18 protein-coding genes are annotated in these 19,271 nt (G+C 38.7%); 8 read left to right on the top strand and 10 right to left on the bottom strand.

Going from position 1 to position 19,271, the window contains the following annotated elements; all coding sequences use genetic code 11:
- The first annotated feature begins 130 nt into the window (after positions 1–130).
- Both AC4E8C_RS12620 and AC4E8C_RS12615 read left to right on the top strand, forming a co-directional pair.
- A complete protein-coding gene (locus tag AC4E8C_RS12620) occupies positions 131–649 on the top strand; it encodes a DoxX family membrane protein (RefSeq protein WP_490207041.1) in 519 nt (172 codons plus the stop codon).
- Between the two features lie 132 nt (positions 650–781).
- Positions 782–1,297, top strand: coding sequence for a type 1 glutamine amidotransferase domain-containing protein (locus tag AC4E8C_RS12615; RefSeq protein ID WP_490207040.1), 516 nt, complete (start codon positions 782–784; stop codon positions 1,295–1,297).
- Positions 1,298–1,344: 47 nt separating this feature from the next.
- Here the strand turns inward: AC4E8C_RS12615 and AC4E8C_RS12610 are convergent, their stop codons facing one another.
- From AC4E8C_RS12610 to AC4E8C_RS12590, 5 genes are all read right to left on the bottom strand, one after another.
- Complete coding sequence (locus AC4E8C_RS12610; RefSeq protein ID WP_490207039.1) at positions 1,345–2,361, bottom strand: tripartite tricarboxylate transporter substrate binding protein; 1,017 nt, start codon at positions 2,359–2,361, stop codon at positions 1,345–1,347.
- Positions 2,362–2,381: 20 nt separating this feature from the next.
- Positions 2,382–3,896, bottom strand: a complete 1,515-nt coding sequence (locus AC4E8C_RS12605) for a tripartite tricarboxylate transporter permease (protein ID WP_490207038.1) — start codon at positions 3,894–3,896, stop codon at positions 2,382–2,384.
- Between the two features lie 18 nt (positions 3,897–3,914).
- Positions 3,915–4,376, bottom strand: a complete 462-nt coding sequence (locus AC4E8C_RS12600) for a tripartite tricarboxylate transporter TctB family protein (protein WP_490207037.1) — start codon at positions 4,374–4,376, stop codon at positions 3,915–3,917.
- Positions 4,377–5,255: 879 nt separating this feature from the next.
- Positions 5,256–6,248, bottom strand: coding sequence for a LysM peptidoglycan-binding domain-containing protein (locus tag AC4E8C_RS12595; protein WP_490207036.1), 993 nt, complete (start codon positions 6,246–6,248; stop codon positions 5,256–5,258).
- Positions 6,249–6,296: 48 nt separating this feature from the next.
- Positions 6,297–6,482: a hypothetical protein gene (locus AC4E8C_RS12590; protein WP_490207035.1), complete on the bottom strand. Its 186-nt coding sequence runs from the start codon at positions 6,480–6,482 to the stop codon at positions 6,297–6,299.
- A gap of 145 nt (positions 6,483–6,627) precedes the next feature.
- Here AC4E8C_RS12590 and AC4E8C_RS12585 point away from each other — a divergent pair, with 145 nt between their 5' ends.
- Positions 6,628–7,332: a hypothetical protein gene (locus tag AC4E8C_RS12585; RefSeq protein ID WP_490207034.1), complete on the top strand. Its 705-nt coding sequence runs from the start codon at positions 6,628–6,630 to the stop codon at positions 7,330–7,332.
- 83 nt (positions 7,333–7,415) lie between these two features.
- Here the strand turns inward: AC4E8C_RS12585 and AC4E8C_RS12580 are convergent, their stop codons facing one another.
- From AC4E8C_RS12580 to AC4E8C_RS12570, 3 genes are all read right to left on the bottom strand, one after another.
- Positions 7,416–8,414, bottom strand: a complete 999-nt coding sequence (locus AC4E8C_RS12580) for an LLM class flavin-dependent oxidoreductase (RefSeq protein ID WP_490207033.1) — start codon at positions 8,412–8,414, stop codon at positions 7,416–7,418.
- A gap of 150 nt (positions 8,415–8,564) precedes the next feature.
- Positions 8,565–9,683, bottom strand: a complete 1,119-nt coding sequence (locus tag AC4E8C_RS12575; RefSeq protein WP_490207032.1) for an alpha/beta hydrolase — start codon at positions 9,681–9,683, stop codon at positions 8,565–8,567.
- 483 nt (positions 9,684–10,166) lie between these two features.
- On the bottom strand, positions 10,167–11,951 hold the full coding sequence (locus AC4E8C_RS12570) for a DUF4153 domain-containing protein (RefSeq protein ID WP_490207031.1): 1,785 nt from the start codon (positions 11,949–11,951) through the stop codon (positions 10,167–10,169).
- A 343-nt stretch (positions 11,952–12,294) separates the two neighbouring features.
- Between AC4E8C_RS12570 and AC4E8C_RS12565 the strand changes: the two genes are divergently transcribed.
- The 3 genes from AC4E8C_RS12565 to hpaB all read left to right on the top strand — a co-directional run bounded on the left by AC4E8C_RS12565 (position 12,295) and on the right by hpaB (position 16,208).
- Complete coding sequence (locus AC4E8C_RS12565) at positions 12,295–12,522, top strand: DUF1858 domain-containing protein (RefSeq protein WP_490212548.1); 228 nt, start codon at positions 12,295–12,297, stop codon at positions 12,520–12,522.
- 12 nt (positions 12,523–12,534) lie between these two features.
- A complete protein-coding gene (locus AC4E8C_RS12560) occupies positions 12,535–13,764 on the top strand; it encodes a DUF438 domain-containing protein (protein ID WP_490207030.1) in 1,230 nt (409 codons plus the stop codon).
- Between the two features lie 1,001 nt (positions 13,765–14,765).
- Complete coding sequence (gene hpaB / locus AC4E8C_RS12555; RefSeq protein WP_490212547.1) at positions 14,766–16,208, top strand: 4-hydroxyphenylacetate 3-monooxygenase, oxygenase component; 1,443 nt, start codon at positions 14,766–14,768, stop codon at positions 16,206–16,208.
- Positions 16,209–16,359: 151 nt separating this feature from the next.
- On the opposite strand, the gene AC4E8C_RS12550 is transcribed toward hpaB, so the two are convergent.
- Positions 16,360–16,833: a DUF2975 domain-containing protein gene (locus AC4E8C_RS12550; protein WP_490207029.1), complete on the bottom strand. Its 474-nt coding sequence runs from the start codon at positions 16,831–16,833 to the stop codon at positions 16,360–16,362.
- A 136-nt stretch (positions 16,834–16,969) separates the two neighbouring features.
- Between AC4E8C_RS12550 and AC4E8C_RS12545 the strand changes: the two genes are divergently transcribed.
- Entirely contained in the window at positions 16,970–17,560 is a 591-nt protein-coding gene (locus AC4E8C_RS12545; RefSeq protein WP_490207028.1) for a CBO0543 family protein, read from the top strand.
- Positions 17,561–17,621: 61 nt separating this feature from the next.
- Here the strand turns inward: AC4E8C_RS12545 and AC4E8C_RS12540 are convergent, their stop codons facing one another.
- Entirely contained in the window at positions 17,622–18,584 is a 963-nt protein-coding gene (locus tag AC4E8C_RS12540; protein ID WP_490207027.1) for a S8 family peptidase, read from the bottom strand.
- A gap of 408 nt (positions 18,585–18,992) precedes the next feature.
- Here AC4E8C_RS12540 and AC4E8C_RS12535 point away from each other — a divergent pair, with 408 nt between their 5' ends.
- Positions 18,993–19,175, top strand: coding sequence for a hypothetical protein (locus AC4E8C_RS12535; protein ID WP_490207026.1), 183 nt, complete (start codon positions 18,993–18,995; stop codon positions 19,173–19,175).
- Positions 19,176–19,271: the final 96 nt, after the last annotated feature.

Genomic DNA, 19,271 nt, shown 5'->3' with positions numbered 1-19,271 from the left:
GGCGTTCAAATATCCGTCAAAACATTTCTAACAAACTGTGAACTTATCACTGTAGCCATGTTTTTTAAGTGAAAAAATAATATAGTATAACCATAAAGAACCAAACAAAATATGAAGGGCGGAATCATTTATGTTTAATAAATTTTTAAGAGAAAATAAAATTGCTTCTTATATTCTAACAGTTTTACGTGTCTATCTTGGGTATTCTTGGTTTACAGCAGGCTTAGGGAAATTAACAAGCGGCGGGTTTGATGCTTCTGGATTTTTAAAAGGCGCGATTGCTAACCCAGTCAAAGGTCCAGATGGCGCGATTGTATTTGGATGGTATGTTGACTTCTTAAAACACTTTGCATTACCAAATGTTGACATCTTCAACGTAGTCGTTCCTGTCGGTGAAACATTAATCGGTTTAGGCTTACTTTTAGGATGCTTAACAACTACTGCCATGTTCTTTGGTTTAGTCATGAACTTCAGCTTCTTCTTGGCAGGTACCGTATCTCATAACCCTAGAGACATTTTCTTAGGATTTATCATCTTAACAGCAGGATACAACGCAGGTAAGATTGGTTTAGACCGTTGGGTAGTACCATTCATAAGAAAAACCAGCAAAAAGGAAAACGGAATTGTTAAAGATAAAACGGCCATTTAATTACTCTCATTTTAACAACAAAGCAATGTCATTCGAATCTGAATGGCATTGCTTTTTCTATGTTTCTAAGCGTTTTAAGCTAGTACAAAGAGGGTACTTTAAATGGGAGTCTTATAAAAGGAGTGGATTGCTATGAGCAAGAATATTGCTGTTTTAGTAACTGATCATTTTGAGGATTCCGAATATACTGAGCCTGTTCAGGCGTTTACGGAAAAAGGTCACAAGGTAACCGCAATCGAAATGGAAAAGGGAAAAACAGTAAAGGGAAAGCAAGGAAAGAGTGAGGTTGTAATCGATGAAAGTATCGATGATGTCTCTCCAGAGAACTTTGATGCACTCTTCATTCCTGGTGGTTTTTCACCAGATATCCTACGTGCTGACGAGCGATTTGTAAACTTTGCCAAATCATTCATGGATGCTAAAAAACCAGTTTTAGCTATTTGCCACGGTCCTCAGCTGCTTATCACAGCGGAGACGCTCGAAGGTCGTGATGTGACAGGATATAAATCCATCCAAGTGGATTTAAAGAATGCGGGTGCTAACGTGCAAGACAAAGAAGTGGTCGTTTGTCAAAATCAACTCGTCACCAGCCGACAGCCAGATGACATTCCAGCTTTTGTGCAGGAATCGCTTCGAATATTAGAATAACAAGCAAACAGGCAGAAGGAATTTCCTTCTGCCCATTTTTATAAACATTACTTCCGAATTCCAGTTTGCTCCGCTAGTTTTGTATACCTGCCTGTTTCCTCCTTCACTGCCTTAGTAAACTCATTTGAATTCAAATAAGCAGGTTCGAGTTTAATTTTTTCTAGTTCATCGAGGAATTTTTCATCCTTCTCCATTTTTGCAATGGCTTTATCCCATTTTTTTACAATGCTTGCAGGAGTTCCATCTGCAAAGGATAATCCGGTCCACCATTTTACCGTTAATCCGGATACCCCCTCCTCCTCTACTGTAGGAACATTTGGGAAAAGCGAGCTTCTTTCTGCCGACTGGACGGCAAGGATTTTTATTTTCCCTGCTTCTGCAAGGGAATATAATTCACCCACGGTATGGACAGCTAAAACGACGTGACCGCCGGCGACTTTGGCTGCAGAATCACTGGCTCCTTCAGATGAGACCATACTCGTCTTTTTATAATCCACCCCTATCGCATCGAGCCATTCTGCAACACCAAAGGCAGAAAATCCAGCTGGGCCTACACTGGTCCAGGTAAGTTTTTCTGGATTTTTCTTTACCCAATCTGTAAATTCCTTGAAGCTATCCCACTCTGCATCCGATTTAACAGCATAGGCAAGTGATCCTGCAGCGACACGGGATACAAATATATTATCCTTTGTTGTGATAGTTGGATTGACATTTCCTGCTTCATACATGGTGGTGGATGAATTATTGTTCACCAACACGGTATATCCATCCGCTTTGGCTTCTTTCAGAGCGTACTGGGCACCAATGATTCCCCCGCCTCCAGGCTTGTTGGTCACCACAACAGATTGCCCCCATTCTTTGCTCAAATACTCAGCCACCGCCCTTGCCGCTAAATCCACACCACCGCCGGCAGCAAAGGGAACTACTAATTCAATTTGCCTTGCGGGATAGGCATCCGCCTCTTTTCCCTTTTCCGTAGTTTTATTCGTTTGGTTTGAACATCCAACTAGAACAATCATGAGGAGTAATAATGCAGAAAAGCCGACATGAAGAAATTTTCTCAAATCTCATTCCCCCTAACTAGTTAAAATTCCATATGTTCGCCTGTTTCCTGCAACAGCCGTTTTTTGGTCCGTTTCATTAAAAAAATGGAGATAATAAACAAAACCACTGCCAGGATCAATAGCGTTAAAGATATAGGTCGTTGAAAAAAGATCAAGAGGTTTCCAGATGAAATTTCTAATGATTGAATAAATGAACTTTCCATTTTGGGCCCTAAAACTAAACACAATACAAACGGAATAACCGGCCACTGGAACTTATGAAATAAATAACCAAGCACGCCAAAAATAATGGCAACAATCACATCAAACATACTATTTCGTACAGTGTAAGCACCGATGATGCTTACTACCAAAATGATTGGTCCTAATATCGCAAACGGGACTTCTGTCAGTTTTGCCCATAAGCCAATCAAGGGAAGATTTAAGATGAGGAGAAAGAGATTGCCAATAAACATACTCGCAATCACGGTCCAAACCAACTGGCTGTTTTGTTCAAATAACACTGGTCCTGGTGTTAAGCCATAAATCATTAAAGCCGCTAATAAAATCGCTAGTGGTGGTGATGCCGGTATGCCGAGGGCTAATAATGGAATAAAACCGCCCGAGCTTGTGGCATTATTGGCGGATTCAGGACCTGCTACCCCTTCGATCGCTCCTTTTCCAAATTTCTCTGGATGCTTTGATACCTTTTTTTCCAGATCGTAAGATAGAAATGAGGTGATGGTGGCTGACACTCCGGGAAGTATTCCGAGAAAGAACCCTAACAGTCCCCCTCTTAGCATCGGAAAAAGACTTTGTTTCATATCCTGCTTACTAGGATAGACATTTTTTATTTTTTCGTGTTTAATGGTGACTTGCTTTTCCTCCAGCCCTTTTAACACTTCTGTGATGGCAAATAGCCCGATAATGACACTAACCATCTCAAAACCGCCTGTTAACTCTCCCAAACCGAAATCAAACCGGGGCTTTCCACTTGATACGCCAATCCCGACAAGAGAAATGAGAAAGCCAAACAATCCCATAATCATTGATTTTATAAACGTGAACCCGGTTAAATTAAATAAAATAAATAAGGCAATCAACATTAACGTAAAATACTCGGGCGGACCGAATTTTAACGCTTGGTCGGCCAATATCGGCGCAAATAAAACAAGGCCAATTAACCCAATCGTGCCTGCCAAAAAGGAGCCAATCGCTGCAACACCAAGTGCTGCGCCCCCCTTCCCCATTTTAGCTAATGGATAGCCATCTAAAGTGGTGGGTACGGACGAGGATTCGCCGGGGATATTCATTAAAATAGCTGTTGTTGAACCCCCATACATCGAACCATAGTAAATCCCTGCCATCATCATGATTCCTTGTGTTGGGGCTAGTATAGTCGTCATGGGCAACAGAATGGCAATGGCTGAGGTTGGACCAAGGCCTGGAAGCACACCGACAATCGTTCCAAGCAGTGACCCTAGTAAAACAATTAATAAATTGAAAGGGGTAAGGACTTCACTTAACCCGTTGAACAGAAACATAATAGAGTCCATTTCTTTCCACCCCCTTAACTAAAAAGGTAAATTGATGCTCGGAAACGGTGTTTTGAGTAATACAATGAATAGTAAGTAAAAGGCCGTAGTGAGGACGAGGGCGAGTACAGTAGTGAACAGCCACCGGTAGTCTCCGAATGATTTAAAAAGAAAAATAAATGTGATCACCGTACTAAAGAAGTAACCAATGATGCCGATCAACAAACAATAAATAAATAAACTTAAAATGGAGAATATCATGATACGTGCCGTTTTTCCTATAGGCAGCTCCTCTTTAGGCTGTTCTTGCTGCCGCTTTACAACAAGGATTAACCCTGCAATGATAAGGAGCACTCCAATCAATCCGGGAAAGGTATGATCTCCAGTCAGGAGTTTATTTCCATACGGGAAGAGTTTTATAGCTTCCTTAATGGAGAGGATTCCTAAAAAGATAGATAAAATACCGCCGATTCTATCAGGAGAAAGGTACTTAAATGTCATTAGTTCTCTCCTTCCTGTACCTCAACTTAAACGCTCTTTTATTGTCTTATGGTGTTTTATGGTTATCATCATATATATTTGTGACAATTAGTCCATATTCTCTTCGTTTAAAGTGTTCAGTTATTAAGAAGTGTTCTAAGCGACCGTTTGAGGAAAAAGATTAGGAGTTCAGTCGTATAGGTGTGCTCTATGCGACCGTTTGAGGAAAAAGATTAGGAGTTCAGTCGTTTAGAAGTGCTCTATGCGACCGTATGAGGATAAGGATTAGGTGTTCCGTCGTTTAGAGGTGCTCTATGCGATCGTATGAGGATAAGGATTAGGAGTACAGTCGTTTAGAGGTGCTCTATGCGACCGTATGAGGAAAAAGATTAGGAGTTCAGTCGTTTAGGGGTGTTCTATTCGACCATTTAAGGAAAAAGATTAGGAGTTCAGTCGTTTAGAGGTGCTCTATGCGATCGTATGAGGATAAGGATTAGGTGTTCCGTCGTTTAGAGGTGCTCTATGCGATCGTATGAGGATAAGGATTAGGAGTACAGTCGTTTAGAGGTGCTCTATGCGACCGTATGAGGAAAAAGATTAGGAGTTCAGTCGTTTAGGGGTGTTCTATTCGACCATTTAAGGAAAAAGATTAGGAGTACAGTCGTATAGGTGTGCTCTAAGCGACCGTATGAGGAAAAGGTTTAGGAGTACAGTCGTTTAGGGCTGCTCTATTCGACCGTATGAGGAAAAGGATTAGGAGTTCAGTCGCTTAGAGGGGTTCTAATTACCAATTATTTAAATATTAACTGCAATTATAGTAAATTTGAGAATTTCACTAAAAAATGGTACCTCCCCATCTTCAAGAAAGGTACCTTCCTATTTTTTTCAAAATATTTAATCTCAGTTCATCGCCGACAGTATTTCTTGCATTTTCCGCGATACAAGTGGATAAAAGTATTTGGTTGCACTTGTTGTGGTATTCCCCCCGAAAAAACCGGTTCCTGGACAGGTTTTCGTTATATGATTTTTACTGTTATCTAAGATCCGTTCACCCGTTCTTAAATCCCACCAATGATGATACGTGATACTGTCAATGGACGGGGTTAATCCAAATTTAATACTAAGGACCGCAGCAACATAAACAATCGTTTCCTTTTGCTCGGCCGTCATGACATCATTACCCAAGTCAAAGTTTCCTACATTTTCAATCGCAAGGCCATTGGTATTAGCCAGAGCCCCAATCGAGCCTTCGGGTGCTAGATCAAAGGGTCGTGACACAGCTATTAACCCATCAGGAAAAGTTGTTATATTTTGCGCGATATTCTTCCATTTCCTATAATTCACATGAAATGACTCCATCCCCTTCACAACAGCAAAGTGATTACGACCATTAAATTGTTTGTACGACGGTAACCAGGTGTGGTGTTCCTGGATAAGTGTAATCTTGCGATGAAAACGATTGTTAAACAACCAATGCTTAAAATCTTCTCTTGTCATTAAAATATACTGCCCTTGCATGTTCAGGCTCTTAGGAGCAATCTTTAACATTTGGCCAACATGAATAGAATCAGAGGTGAGACCATTCATTACTTTGATGTGGGGAACAGTAGAATGATAAGTCACTGCAATCTTTTCTAAGGTATCTCCTGGAGATACCTCATACACAAAAGGTACAAACAATTTCTGACCGGCTTGTAAGGAAGTAGATATTAATCCATTGGTTCTTTTTAGTTCATCCTCAGAAATGTTAAATTTAGCAGCTACACTGAGAAAAGTATCCCCGGCCATTACCACATAAATATTGCCTGGTTGCTTTTCTGATGCTTGAACATAAGAAGAATTCATTAGCATGATGAACAACAAACTAAGAATAACGAAATACCATTTCTTCATTTTTTTATTCCTTTCACTCCGAGCTACTTTTCCTCATTCTTCTCTACACTATCCAGCATAATGTTCATTTCCTTCTTCTCCAACAATTGAGACAGCTTGAATATTTGCATTAGTTTGTTGTCTCTGAACCTGAAGTTTGGCGTCTTCCATACTATTTGCCGTTACATTCTTGAAAAAAATGACCCCGTTTAACTCATATTCAACAGAGAAGGTCCTTGCATTTTTCTGATTCATCTTTAGCCCACCTTATTAAATTAATTAAAAACATTCTTGTGTTCATTTTCCCCCATAATTTGTCTCTTTATTTATAAATGAAGTTGTCACATTAGATTGTAACGAACGCGATATTTGCTTCGTCTATAAAAGTAGAGGTGAGAAAATGAAGAAATCCCTAAGTCTGTTTATCCTTCTTATAACAATCTTAGCTGGCTGTCAGTCGAGTCCATTTGGCTCTCATACGATCATTGATTGGGTGGATTTCATTAAGTGGAATGGAATTGAGTATGATGGTATCTATAGCGGGGTCCTAGCTGATGAAACGTACGTTGGTGAAAAAATAGGAGAGGTAAAGTTTAAAGTGGCAGACAATGTCTCAGATCCTGAATATAAAATTAAAAATGGGGATGCCGCCTTTCATGAAAAAGGAACAGACTTTTATGCGGTAAAGGGCTATCCACATCTTCTCGCCGTTAAATCCTCTCGAAATATTAATGGCTATAGTCTTTATTACTCAAGAGACGATGAAACATTCCAATGGCATTTTAATAACATGCCGTTGGATAAAGTGGACCGAGTGGAAGTTTTCCAAGAGCAATCACCTGAAGGTACTAGGAAACTAACAGAGATCACAAATCCTGAGCAAATTAAGAATTTCCTTCAAATTTTACAGAATGGTAAGAAATCACCTGACTTTCAACCGGACACAAATGAAAAAGACCCATTTTACTATCAAATGGTTTTTTATACTGGTGATCCAGTTGCATATATGTTTAACCTGCAATTTGATGGGAAAACATACTATTGGTTTCCAGACGAAACGGCCATCCTATCCAATGAAATTCAAGCGTTTTTCCCAAGTAACTAATAAAAAACTCCTTTTTAAGACTTGGCTAATTCGTTAACTAGCCAGTCCTTCTAAGGAGTTTTTTCTTTTAAAAAAATTATTCATTAATTAATAAGTTCCCGCGCCAGTAAACGATACACGTTTAACCGTTTCTCTTGGGAATGCGGAATACTACAAATCATGGCTTCATCAAAGCCATAATATTCCTGCTCCCGCTGAAGTCTTTCCGCAACCTCTGCAGCTGAACCCACTAAATGCAGTTTCTTACGATTCTCTTGAATCTGCATTCGTTCCATTTCCGTTAATGGATGACTTTGCGCATCTTCCGGTGTAAGCAGCTGACCAAGTTTTCCTTTCATTAAATTCAGCCTAGCGATATCTTGTGGAAGGGCTTCAAACTCCGCTTCTTCCTTTGTTTCCGCAGTGGTTACCAAATACGTAACGGAAATCTGTGGCCGCTCCATAAATGCAGAAGGAGTAAATTGGTCTTTATATAAATCGAGAATTTCTTTTGTCATTTCTCCGTTAAAAAACTGGGCAAATGAATAACCCACACCCCTTCGACCTGCCATCACGGCACTGTTACCAGTGGATCCCAACAGCCAGGCTTCTGGCAGAACCACTTGGGACGGAGTAGCAATGGTTTTGTTATATAAATTATGTTCAGGGACTTCATCTTTCATGAGCTGTAAGGCAATATCGAATTTTTCATACATATTATTCACCATGGGCTGCCGTCCTTCCGACAACGCATAAATGGCATAATTATCGCCACCAGGAGCGCGGCCTACACCAAAATCGACCCGGCCGGGAGCATAGGCACTAAGTGTTTTAAACACTTCAGCAAGTTTTAGTGGCGAATAATGCATCATCATCACGCCGCCTGTTCCAACTCGGATATTCTGGGTTTTAGCAGCCAAATAGGCAATCGAAACTTCCGGAGCCGAACTTGCATAAGACCCTGTGCCATGATGTTCAGCCATCCACATGCGGTGGTAACCTAATTCATCTGCTAAAATAGCTAGCTCCTCTGCTTTTTTTAAGGCACCTGCAGGAGGATTCCCTTTTGTAATTGGCGCTTGATCTAGAACACTTAATTTCATGAATCCTACTTCCCTTCTTTGTTGCTTTTGATTCCACACTTCCCGAAAAATACTATAATAAGTGTTTATTTCAATAGTTATAGAAATAAAATTACTCTTTGTAATTTATATTTGCAAACATAACAAACTGGGATATACCTCAAACTCTTTTTACAATCTTAAATGACTTCCCTCAGTTATAGTAGAAATTTCCTCCAACCTAGAAAAAATCAAATTAAAGTCTGCCTGATTCGGATAGTGTGCGGATTGTTCAAGAGGAATAAATTCTTTACCTTCCAATGCAACAAGACGTTCGGTGAACTCTTTTGTCAGTTTATAATTAGTGAGTTTATCATGTACCCCTTGAAAAATATAAACAGGCATTTTTAACTGACTGATTTCTTCCATGAAATTTACCTGATGAATCTCATTTTGCAGGTCTTTTGCTTTAAATAAACTAAAGCTTGCTCCCGACATCATAGATTTATAGATGTCAGCTAACGTGTAATCCGGAGAAATGAAGGCAGACTTTATCAGCCCTAAAATATTGGCCTTCTCCACCTTTTCATCGCTGTAATTGTCACCGTAGTATTTCGAAATATACTGTGACAGCAATTTATCCTCATCCCCTGTAAAAGGCGGTTCTCCAAGAGACTTAAGATCCCGGAGCATTTTTTCATTTTTTTGATTTTGGCCAATTTCTGTCAACCAATCTATAGAGCGACGTTGGGTTTCCTTGTTATCAACGAACTGTGAAAGGCCAATATATGCTTTTACCTTTTCGGGATAGCTGCTGCAATACTTTGTGCCAATAATCGTACCCCAAGATACACCTGCTAAGACCACTTTGTCTTGTTTAAATCGGTACCTTAAATAATCTACAACAACATCTGTATCCTCAACAAATTGATGGATGTTCATCGAATCTAGCGGAATATGTTTGTTGTAGCTTTTCCCGGAACCACGCTGATCATAATAAACAACAAGATAATGATTGGGAATTTGCGGAAATGCGCCTCTTGCACTAACCCCGAATGGAAAGGGCTGACCGGGTCCGCCGTGCAAAAACAACAGGATCGGTTTCTGTTTATCTTTTCCTTCAATTAATAAATATTGGTTCGTCCCATTCACGTTCAGCTCCACTAATTCACTTATGCCACCATTGGCTACTAGTTTTTTCCCTTTTTTCATAATTAGTGATTGATTAACTGCTCGAATAATAAGTAGTACCAAACCAGAACCTATGATTACAAGCCCTAGGATCCCACTTATCACTTTAAATAACTCCATCGCCCATCCCTCAATTCATTTCTTTAAGTCTATTAACCAAAATAAGAATTCTATAACTGTCCCCCATTTTTTGTAAAACTATTATAGTTGAATATTACCATTTTTCGTTATCAATTTGACTGATTTTGCCTGAAAATTTCTCCGATAACAAATATGCTAAAAACCCAAAATAGATACGTGTATGTAGTGTTATGTGCTAAAAATTCCAACTAAAAAGATCGTCCGAGGACGACCTTTTTGTTTGATTTTAAAAGATAGATTTCTTATTTAGATTTTTTTTGTGCTCTTAAGGCTATTTTCTCAAGTCCATTTTCTCCGGCAAATTCAACATCTCTTTTTGGAAGAACGTTCTTGTTCTTAAATTGGTCATTCTTATTCTTCATTGCTTTCACCACCCTTGCAGGTTTGATTTTTATTCCCACAAGGGTTAGTTTGCTTACTTTTTTTCAGGCTATGCTGATTGATTTTCGCAGACATCAGAACCTATTTAATCTGAACAAATACATAAACCATGGCCGAAGCATTCTGTGTACTGGCATCTTTTTGCATATCTAATGTTTGAACAACAATGGTCATTTTTGCTTGATTATTTTCTTTTGTAAAAGTAGCTTCTTCTGCAGTAATAATATGTTCACCTTGATAGGTGGAAAAGCGATCAAAAATTTCGTCTGTTTTAAAAACAAGCAGATTTTCTTCATTTTCGTTCATTAACTTTATATCAATTTTATTATCATTGATTTCTTTTAATATGACGTATTTACTACCTGCCTTTTCTATTTCGAACTGTTCCTCACCATTATTATAAGGATTAGACAGTCCCATTTGGAAAAAGAAATCATGTCCGGTTATGGAAATCGGCATCGGCTCTTTGACACTAATGTAAGTGGATTGCCCTGAGTTATTCTTAGGATCATTAAACTCGTCAAAGCCAAAGGTAATCTGAAAATCCTCATAGCTATTAAAATTTTTAGGAAGAAAGGAAACCTGTTTGGTATAATTCATCATGCTTAAATAATTGATCGTCTTAGTGATGATCTCTTTATCCTTCTTAGGGATTTTGTCCTTTGGTATAATTTTATTATTTTCTAACATATTATTTTTCACAAGAACGTCTTCAAGTGTCCTAATTTGACTATGTTTGCTAATCGTAAAAGCATCCACAGGGGGAAGAATGGAAATAATCGCAAATACAATAAGGATGGGAGCGATAATTCCATTATTACGGACCGGCAAGTAACTCAAAAGGATACCGGAAATTACGGCATACAGTCCGAACAAAATCACATAATACCTTGTATGGGTAATACCTGTATCTGTCAGAGTTAGAAAGGACGAAATAATTTGGAAGATAACAATCGGAACAAGGATTTTAGGAAACACTTTTCTAAAAAAGATGGTAAACTTGTTGTCTAGTTCGCTTGCTAATATATAAATTAAAATAACTGTGATCGCGTAGGCTACTAGCATGGGTTCAAGTAAGTTATCTATCCAAAAACTTCCGCCGATATTTTTGATAATATAAATGACCAAAATTAAAGTAAATACAGCAAGTAGTGGAATGAAAATATAGGAAATCAAAATGGCTAGGAATTTTGGACAATTAGCTGCCTTTTCTATCCTGTCAATTTGAATCTCATCAACTTCATCCGCCCGATCTCGAGCACTTTCTCTTGGAAAGATTGGAATAAGCGAAAGAAAAAACATCGGGGCAAATAAAATAAAAATAAGGTTTGCTGTGTGGGCAAAAGCTTTCGAGTCAATTGGAAGAATCAACAGATTGATGGCTGCAAGAATAATACTAATACCTGCAAAAATGACACCAGCAAAAAACAGGGAGAGAAAAAAGGATTTAAAGGCAATCATAAAACTTTGATTGAAGGTTATTTTGCTTTTTATTACAGGAATCCAAATAAAGGCAATAAGTAAAGCAAACAGAGACACTACTGTTCTAATCGATATCTCCATACTAAGTTGTGGTACTTGCCTGATAATAAGGTAATATCCCCCTGTTAACAAGACCACGACACCCATGAGCATGAACCGGGCTGATTGTTTAGAAAAAAATCGTTCAATTGCAACCTGGGCCACCGCACTCAAAAACGCGCCAACAATAAAGGTTAACAGCCATTTGTAATTTTCCTGTTCGACACTAATCATATAAGCGTCTGTGATCGCGGCAGCTAAAAGGAATAGCGTAGTCAAAGGAAACCGGGTAATGGCTTCATTTAATCCTGTAAGCCGGTCTTTAAATCTTCTCATCCATTTCATCTTCTACAGACCCCCCTTTTTATATGTTTATTAATGAATAATTCATTGAGAGTTTTTATATCTTATTCGGCAACCCATATATAAAGTATAGCATGGAAAATTAAAACAATTTTGAAAGGTCATATTCATCATTAAAATTTTTTAAGTCATTGTGACTTTTTTTCCACACTATCATCCTCATGAATTAGCAAACAAATTACGCTAACTCGTTCTTTTATCCCCTCATATTTTACTTTTTATCAATAAGTTTTTTATTTGTGATTCGCATCACATATCCAAAATCGCTCCTATGGTATATTCCTAGTGAGAAATATTATCAGTCCCTCTTTAAGGAGCGATAATGATGTCAAAATTATTGAATTTACAATTACCTGTTTTCCATTTATGCAATGAGTTCCCTGAAATCATTCCGATCATGAAGGAACTTGGTTTTGAAAATATCACCAATCCCCAAATGTTGAAAACAGCCGGTCGCGTTATGACCTTACCAAATGGCTGCCGAATGAAAAGAATTTCTTTAGATCATGTCATAAAAACCTTTGAAGAAAATGGATTTACCATTACACAATAAGGAGCAATTACCATGAGCGAAATAATTAATAACCGTGAACAAGAAACCAAAAGTCAATCAGAGCGACAAACCATATTAAAAGAAATCATTAAAGATTTGCATAATGGCAAAAGTGTCGAAGAAGTAAAAGCTCAATTTGAAGAAGCGGCTGGTAATATTACGGTGGCGGAGATTTCTAAACTCGAGCAAGCCCTTATGGAGGAAGAAGGTATTCCTGTTGAGGAAGTACAGCGGTTATGTTCGGTCCATACCGCTATTTTTAAAGGTTCGATTGAGGAGATTCACCGTTCTAATAAGCCTGAGGAGCAACCAGGGCACCCGATCCATACATTTAAATTAGAAAATAAAGAAATTGATCTATTAGTCAATTTCAAGCTTCAACTCCATTATGATCGGTTTGAAAAAGAAGATAACGAAGAAAACATTTATAAACTGTTAGAGGATTTAAATCTATTACTAGATATAGACAAACATTACAGCCGCAAAGAAAATCTATTGTTCCCGTATTTAGAAACCTACGGAATCATGGGCCCTACCCAGGTGATGTGGGGCGTGGATGATAGAATTCGTGATGCCATAAAAGAGGCAAAGGCAAAACTAACACATTATAACGGAGAAAAACAACCCGTTATCGATGCTCTCTACTTTGTGATCCAAGAAGTCAGTGAAATGATATTTAAAGAGGAAAATATTCTATTTCCAATGGCCCTGCAGACTTTAACCGAAGACGAATGGGTCAAAATTGCCCATGAAAGTGATGAAATTGGTTTTTGTTTAACTGGACCGGCAGGCGTTTGGAAACCTGAAAGAAAAGGGATTCAGGAAGAGGCACTTACCGATGGATTTATTAGAATGGAAACTGGGATTTTATCGATTAAACAACTTGATCTTATGTTAAATCATTTGCCAGTCGATATTACGTTTATTGACCAAGATGATGTGGTTCGCTACTTTTCTCATGGCAAAGAAAGAATTTTTGCCCGCACCAAAGCGGTCATTGGCCGGACCGTGCAAAACTGTCATCCCCCAAAAAGTGTCCATGTCGTCGAAGAATTATTGCATGACTTTAAAGCGGGTGTAAAAGACGTTGAAGATTTCTATATAAAATTCAAAGATAAATATATTTACATCCGTTATTTTGCTGTTAGAGATGAAAATGGCCAATATATGGGAACACTGGAGTTCACCCAAAATATTAGCTCCATTCAAGAAATCCAGGGTGAGAAGCGAATTTTAAATTAGTCGTTTTCCGCCTTGTGTCCGAAGTTGTACTGACTTCGGACAGGACTGCTGAAGTTTACCCGCCTTGTGTCCGAAGTTGCTCTGACTTCGGACAGGACTGCTGAAGTTTAGCCGCCTTGTGTCAAAAGTTGCTCTGACTTCGGACAGGATTGCTGAAGTTTACCCGCCTTGTGTCCGAAGTTGCTCTGACTTCAGACAGTATTGCTGCAGTTTAGTCGCCTTGTGTCCGAAGTTGCACTGACTTCGGACAGGGCTGCTGAAGGTTAACCGCCTTGTGTCCAAAGTTGCATTAACTTCGGACAGGGCTGTTGCAGTTTAGCCATTTTGTGTCCGAAGTTGCATTGACTTCGGACAGGGCTGTTGCAGTTTAGCAATCTTGTGTCCGAAGTTGCACCGACTTTGGACAGGACTGTTGAAGTCTAGCCGCCTTGTGTCCGAAGTTGCTCTGACTTCGGACAGGATTGCTGCAGTTTAGCCGCCTTGTGTCCGAAGTTGCTCTGACTTCGGACAGGATTGCTGAAGTTTACCCGCCTTGTGTCTGAAGTTGCACTCACTTCGGACAGGGCTGTTGAAGTTTAGCCGCCTTGTGTCCAAAGTTGCTCTGACTTCGGACAGGATTGCTGAAGTTTACCCGCCTTGTGTCTGAAGTTGCTCTGACTTCGGACAGGACTGCTGAAGTTTAGCCGCCTTGTGTCCAAAGTTGCTCTGACTTCGGACAGGGCTGTTGAAGTTTAGTCGCCTTGTGTCCAAAGTTGCTCTGACTTCGGACAGGGCTGTTATGGTTTAGCCATCTAGTGTCCGAAGTTGCTCTAACTTCGGACACTATTAATATAATTTAGCCTCATTCTGTCCAAAGCCACCCACTTTTCAGAAAGCAAAAGTAATCTTAATCCCCCAAAATAAAACAAGGCTTATCCATTTGGAACAAGCTTGGAGCTAATCCAATATTATGGAACTAGCAGTCCTGTACGGATTATCGAAAATGGAGAGTGGAATGGAATATGGGGATTATTGATGGCCATACATTTTTAGAACGATTAAATCAGAACAAACCGGAAATTTGGTATGATGGAGTAAAAATCGAAGGCAAACTGTCTGAGCATTCCGCATTAAAAGGGATTCTCCAGACAAAGGCCTCTTTGTATGATCTGCAGAATCAAGAAGAACTAAAAGAGAAGATGACGTTTCTATCACCAACAACAGGAAACCCGATTGGGCTCTCCTATTTACAGCCCAAAACGAAAGAGGATTTAAAGCGGAGACGGCAGATGATTGAAATTTGGGCTAGGCAAACACATGGGTTAATGGGCAGAAGTCCGGACTATATGAACAGCGTTATGATGAGCTTTGCCTCCTCCTCTTCTTTCCTGTTAGAAGGAAAGGAAAATTGTTTTCCTGATAATATCCGATCCTTATATGAAAAAGCAAGAGAACATGATCTTTCTTTTACACATACCTTTATTACTCCCCAAGCGAATCGTTCGGAATTTTATATTGAAAATTCCAAGGAACCAATCTCCGCAAAGGTCGTTGAACGAAATGAAAAAGGTATTGTGGTTAAAGGGGCTAGGCTTCTGGCTACCCAAGGCGGATTAACAGACGAAGTGCTAGTTTATACGGCACCAAGGCGATTCTTAGATCCAGAAGAAGCATTTGCTTTTTCCATTCCTTCTAATACGAAGGGAATACGTTTTATTTGCCGTGAATCCTTGGTTGGAGGAGAATCGCACTTTAACCACCCTCTTAGTTCTAGATATGAAGAAATGGATACGATTGTTGTCTTTGACAATGTATTAGTCCCTTGGGATCGTGTCTTTTTCTATGATAATGTTGAAGCCACAACCGACTTTATGCTCCATAGCTCCTTCCATCACTATGCCACCCATCAAGTCATCATTAGACAAATTGTCAAAGCCGAATTTATTTTAGGTTTGGCCGAACTCTTAATTCAAACCATCAATGTAAGCGAATATCAACATATTCAGGAAAAGCTTTCGGAGATTATTATCGGTCTTGAGACCTTGAAAGCACTACTAGATAAATCCGAAACTGATGCAGAATTAGATCAATGGGGGTATATGCGTCCTAACATCTTCCCTCTCCAAGTGGCCAGTAACATTTTTCCACGTATTTATCCCCGTTTTTGCGAAATCATTCAACTTATTGGTGCAAGTGGAATGATCTCGTTGCCCACAGAAAAAGACTTTGAATCGGATATTAAATTAGATCTCAGCCAATATTTGCAAGGGACCAACGTAAATGCCGAAGGACGAGTGAAAATCTTTCGCTTGGCATGGGATATGACAATGAGCTCTTTTGGCACAAGACAAACCCATTATGAGCGATATTTCTTTGGTGATCCGATTCGATTAACAAGCAATTTATATAAAAATTATCCGAAAGATAAGGTTGTAAAAGATATACGTGATTTTTTAAACCTCTAATACATCTCTTGGCATTACTTTATTATGTAAGAACAACGCCAAAGCGATTTCCTTGGCATTGTTTTAAATTCCAGTATTTAAAAGCATTCCATTCTGCCTTGTGTCTTTTACTCTTTAAAATAGTGCAAAAGAACCGTCCCCATGCTGTTCCTCAGACTGTTAATTCGTTCTCTGTTTTTAATGCCAGTGCGCTTCTTAGCTGTTCCTGTAGAACGGCTGAAAAAACGGAAATAACCAGTGAGGCAAATACAATGCCAATACCCATTAGTGCTATTCCAGGATGCAATGCGTTTTGTATAGCAAGAAAAATGATCCCAATCACATATATACCAATAATGGTTACGGCAAAGTTCCTAATCATTCTTAGTGATCGTACCGCTAAGTCTGAAAAGGCATTTTTACGTTCAATTAAACGGACCAGGTTATAAGCTTGAAACATCGCAAGAAAAAATGGGATAGCGGAAACATACAGACCGATAAGAACTGGATACTGCAGATATGAATACTCTGGGTTCATCTCTGCTGCATCTCTAGCCAAATTAGGCAGCCACAAACACAAAGCGAAAATGATCATCCCGATAAATAAAATAGCTAGTTTTAAAAAGTTGGTTTTACTTCTCTTCATGATACACACCTCGTTTTTTATATTTTCTGGCTTAATAATAATTTATTTTTTATCGAATATCAATAAATTCTTATTAGTAATTAATATATTCTTACTCAGAATAATGATAAAGGTATCGGGGAAAATAGAGGAAAACATGAATGGTGAAAAAATGAATAAAGATTTAATAATGGCTTTCATTATGATTTTTGGAATATGCGGCTGTATTTTTTTCATTCGACTGAGTTGGAGACATTATGGTTTAATATTTTTAATTAGTCTTCTATCCGCTAATTTCTTGTGTTATTTATTTACTTTTGTAGGCTTTTATTCATTTCCCAATAATGTCTTACACGATCATCTTTTAATACCATATGGACTAGTTTCAACTGTTTTTCCATTTATTAGTTTGTTCGGAATACGATATAGTCCTGAAAAATGGGTTTGGAAGATCCCTTTTTACTGGACGATCGTTCATCTTGGAGTTTTAAGTGAAGTGATTTTAAAGCATACGACTATTTTCAAGTTCGAAGCAGAGTGGGATTTATGGGACAGTTATACTATCTGGTGGATTTTTTATTTATTACTTGAGGGTTTAGGCAGTAAATTAGTTCCGCCCGATTTAAGAAAACCTATTTCACACAAGTCATTTAGGTATGGCCGGTGGGCCTGGATTGTCCTTCATGTCGTTGTGATTACCACAATCTTTTTAGCAGGAGTTTATGTAGGAGTGACAGTATTTAAATAAAATATTTCTTGCTATATGAGAAGAAAACACTCGCCATTTTTGCAGCGAGTGTTTTTCTTTTTTATACCTTCAGCATTTCTGCTTGAACAACTATATGGAATACTTCCGATAAATAATCAATAACCGTCAAATATAGGATTCCATTTCCTTCTAATTTTGGAGAATTTCCTAACGGAACCGTTCGCTTGATTAATTGGGCATAGAGTTCAGGCTCTGTCAGCTCTCTTTCGAATAATTGATTTGAAAGGGATTTGATCAGAGCTAATGCACCAGAAACATGTGGAGTAGCCATTGAGGTTCCACTAAGCGTAGCATATCTTCCTTTCAGATAGGTAGATAGAATATTTTCACCAGGAGCGACAAGATCCACTTCATTATTTGAATTGCTGAAATCAGAAATATCTCGATCCAAGTTGATAGCTCCTACACTGATTACTTCATTGTAAAAACCAGGATAACCGAATTCATTGGTACCATCCTGACCATCGCCATCATTCCCAGCGGCACAAACGACTAAAATATTTTGTTCCACTGCCTTTTGAATGGCTGCATGTAATTCGGGTACATCTTCCGGACCACCGAGACTCATGGAAATGATGTCCACCTTTTGTTCAATGGCATAGTAGATCCCATTGATGATCCATTCATACTGGCCGGAACCGTTTTTATCAAGGACTTTAACAATTAATAGATTTGCCTCAGGCGCAACACCGACTACCCCTCTTTGGTTAACTGTCGCAGCCATCGTGCCAGCCACATGGGTGCCATGACCATTGTAATCCCGATAGATCTCTTTCCTGCCTTTGTCATCAGTCGTGAAATTCCTTCCACCAATAATTCGTTCCTTCAAGTCGGGATGCGTGAGATCACAGCCGGTATCTAGAATCGCAATCGTGATTCCCTTCCCTTTCGTTTTTTCCCAGACCTTTGGGGCTTGAATCATTTCGACCCCTTTTGGCACCTCGGTTACTTCTTCAACCTCTGTAATCACTTGGTACGGAATCAAGCGTACTTTTCGCTCCATTGTATTCCCTCCTGACAGATTTAATTGAAGTCAACCCATGATGGTAATAATAGTTTAACAATTCTGAATCTATTAAAATAGATTCCTTTGACGTATTTTTGTTTTCATCCTCTCTTATTTTTCTGAGTCAATAGACACCTTTCAACTTTTATTTATAGTTATCACATGAAAAGAGTTAGGTTCAGACAAGACTTTCAAAAAAAGATTTCTACAAATATGAGAAATCAACGTTTGATTGTCGTCTTAATTTGTAAGAAAAAGATGAAATTTTACAATTACTTATAAAATATGGAGATTCCTGTAGATAAGTTTTACAAGGTGGTGGCAGGAAAAATGCTTCCCTTTACAAAATATTAAAGAAAACGGAACAGATGTCTAACGAATAAGTTGAAAGGTGGTCATGATCCCTTGAGCGAGCTAACCCTACAACAAATCGTCGAAGGTCTACCGAAGTCTTTATTAAATGCAACTGATCGGGATTTGGAAGGATTCCAAAAAATTATTGAAGAAACCATAAAATTAAGGGAAGGTCATCGAAACCTGCAAAAGATGGTGAAAAGCTTCTCAACATCTGCCATTCAACGGAGTTAATAGCCATTGTTAATGAGCATGAGGAAGGTGAAATTTACCTTCTTTTTTTATTTCCAATAAGAAAAAGCTGGCGCCTTTGATAAAGCGCCAACTCAG

The sequence above is a fragment of the Neobacillus sp. SRL179 genome (assembly GCF_984799095.1).
Note: the sequence above shows the minus strand (reverse complement) of the source record. Positions and strands in the feature narration are given on the sequence as shown.

Excerpts from the sequence above, each read along its gene's own strand:
- AC4E8C_RS12620 (WP_490207041.1), top strand. The coding sequence starts at position 131 with ATGTTTAATAAATTTTTAAGAGAAAATAAAATTGCTTCTTATATTCTA.
- AC4E8C_RS12615 (WP_490207040.1), top strand. The coding sequence starts at position 782 with ATGAGCAAGAATATTGCTGTTTTAGTAACTGATCATTTTGAGGATTCC.
- AC4E8C_RS12605 (WP_490207038.1), bottom strand. The coding sequence starts at position 3,896 with ATGGACTCTATTATGTTTCTGTTCAACGGGTTAAGTGAAGTCCTTACC.
- AC4E8C_RS12600 (WP_490207037.1), bottom strand. The coding sequence starts at position 4,376 with ATGACATTTAAGTACCTTTCTCCTGATAGAATCGGCGGTATTTTATCT.
- AC4E8C_RS12595 (WP_490207036.1), bottom strand. The coding sequence starts at position 6,248 with ATGAAGAAATGGTATTTCGTTATTCTTAGTTTGTTGTTCATCATGCTA.
- AC4E8C_RS12590 (WP_490207035.1), bottom strand. The coding sequence starts at position 6,482 with ATGAATCAGAAAAATGCAAGGACCTTCTCTGTTGAATATGAGTTAAAC.
- AC4E8C_RS12585 (WP_490207034.1), top strand. The coding sequence starts at position 6,628 with ATGAAGAAATCCCTAAGTCTGTTTATCCTTCTTATAACAATCTTAGCT.
- AC4E8C_RS12580 (WP_490207033.1), bottom strand. The coding sequence starts at position 8,414 with ATGAAATTAAGTGTTCTAGATCAAGCGCCAATTACAAAAGGGAATCCT.
- AC4E8C_RS12575 (WP_490207032.1), bottom strand. The coding sequence starts at position 9,683 with ATGGAGTTATTTAAAGTGATAAGTGGGATCCTAGGGCTTGTAATCATA.
- AC4E8C_RS12570 (WP_490207031.1), bottom strand. The coding sequence starts at position 11,951 with ATGAAATGGATGAGAAGATTTAAAGACCGGCTTACAGGATTAAATGAA.
- AC4E8C_RS12565 (WP_490212548.1), top strand. The coding sequence starts at position 12,295 with ATGTCAAAATTATTGAATTTACAATTACCTGTTTTCCATTTATGCAAT.
- AC4E8C_RS12560 (WP_490207030.1), top strand. The coding sequence starts at position 12,535 with ATGAGCGAAATAATTAATAACCGTGAACAAGAAACCAAAAGTCAATCA.
- hpaB (WP_490212547.1), top strand. The coding sequence starts at position 14,766 with ATGGGGATTATTGATGGCCATACATTTTTAGAACGATTAAATCAGAAC.
- AC4E8C_RS12550 (WP_490207029.1), bottom strand. The coding sequence starts at position 16,833 with ATGAAGAGAAGTAAAACCAACTTTTTAAAACTAGCTATTTTATTTATC.
- AC4E8C_RS12545 (WP_490207028.1), top strand. The coding sequence starts at position 16,970 with ATGAATGGTGAAAAAATGAATAAAGATTTAATAATGGCTTTCATTATG.
- AC4E8C_RS12540 (WP_490207027.1), bottom strand. The coding sequence starts at position 18,584 with ATGGAGCGAAAAGTACGCTTGATTCCGTACCAAGTGATTACAGAGGTT.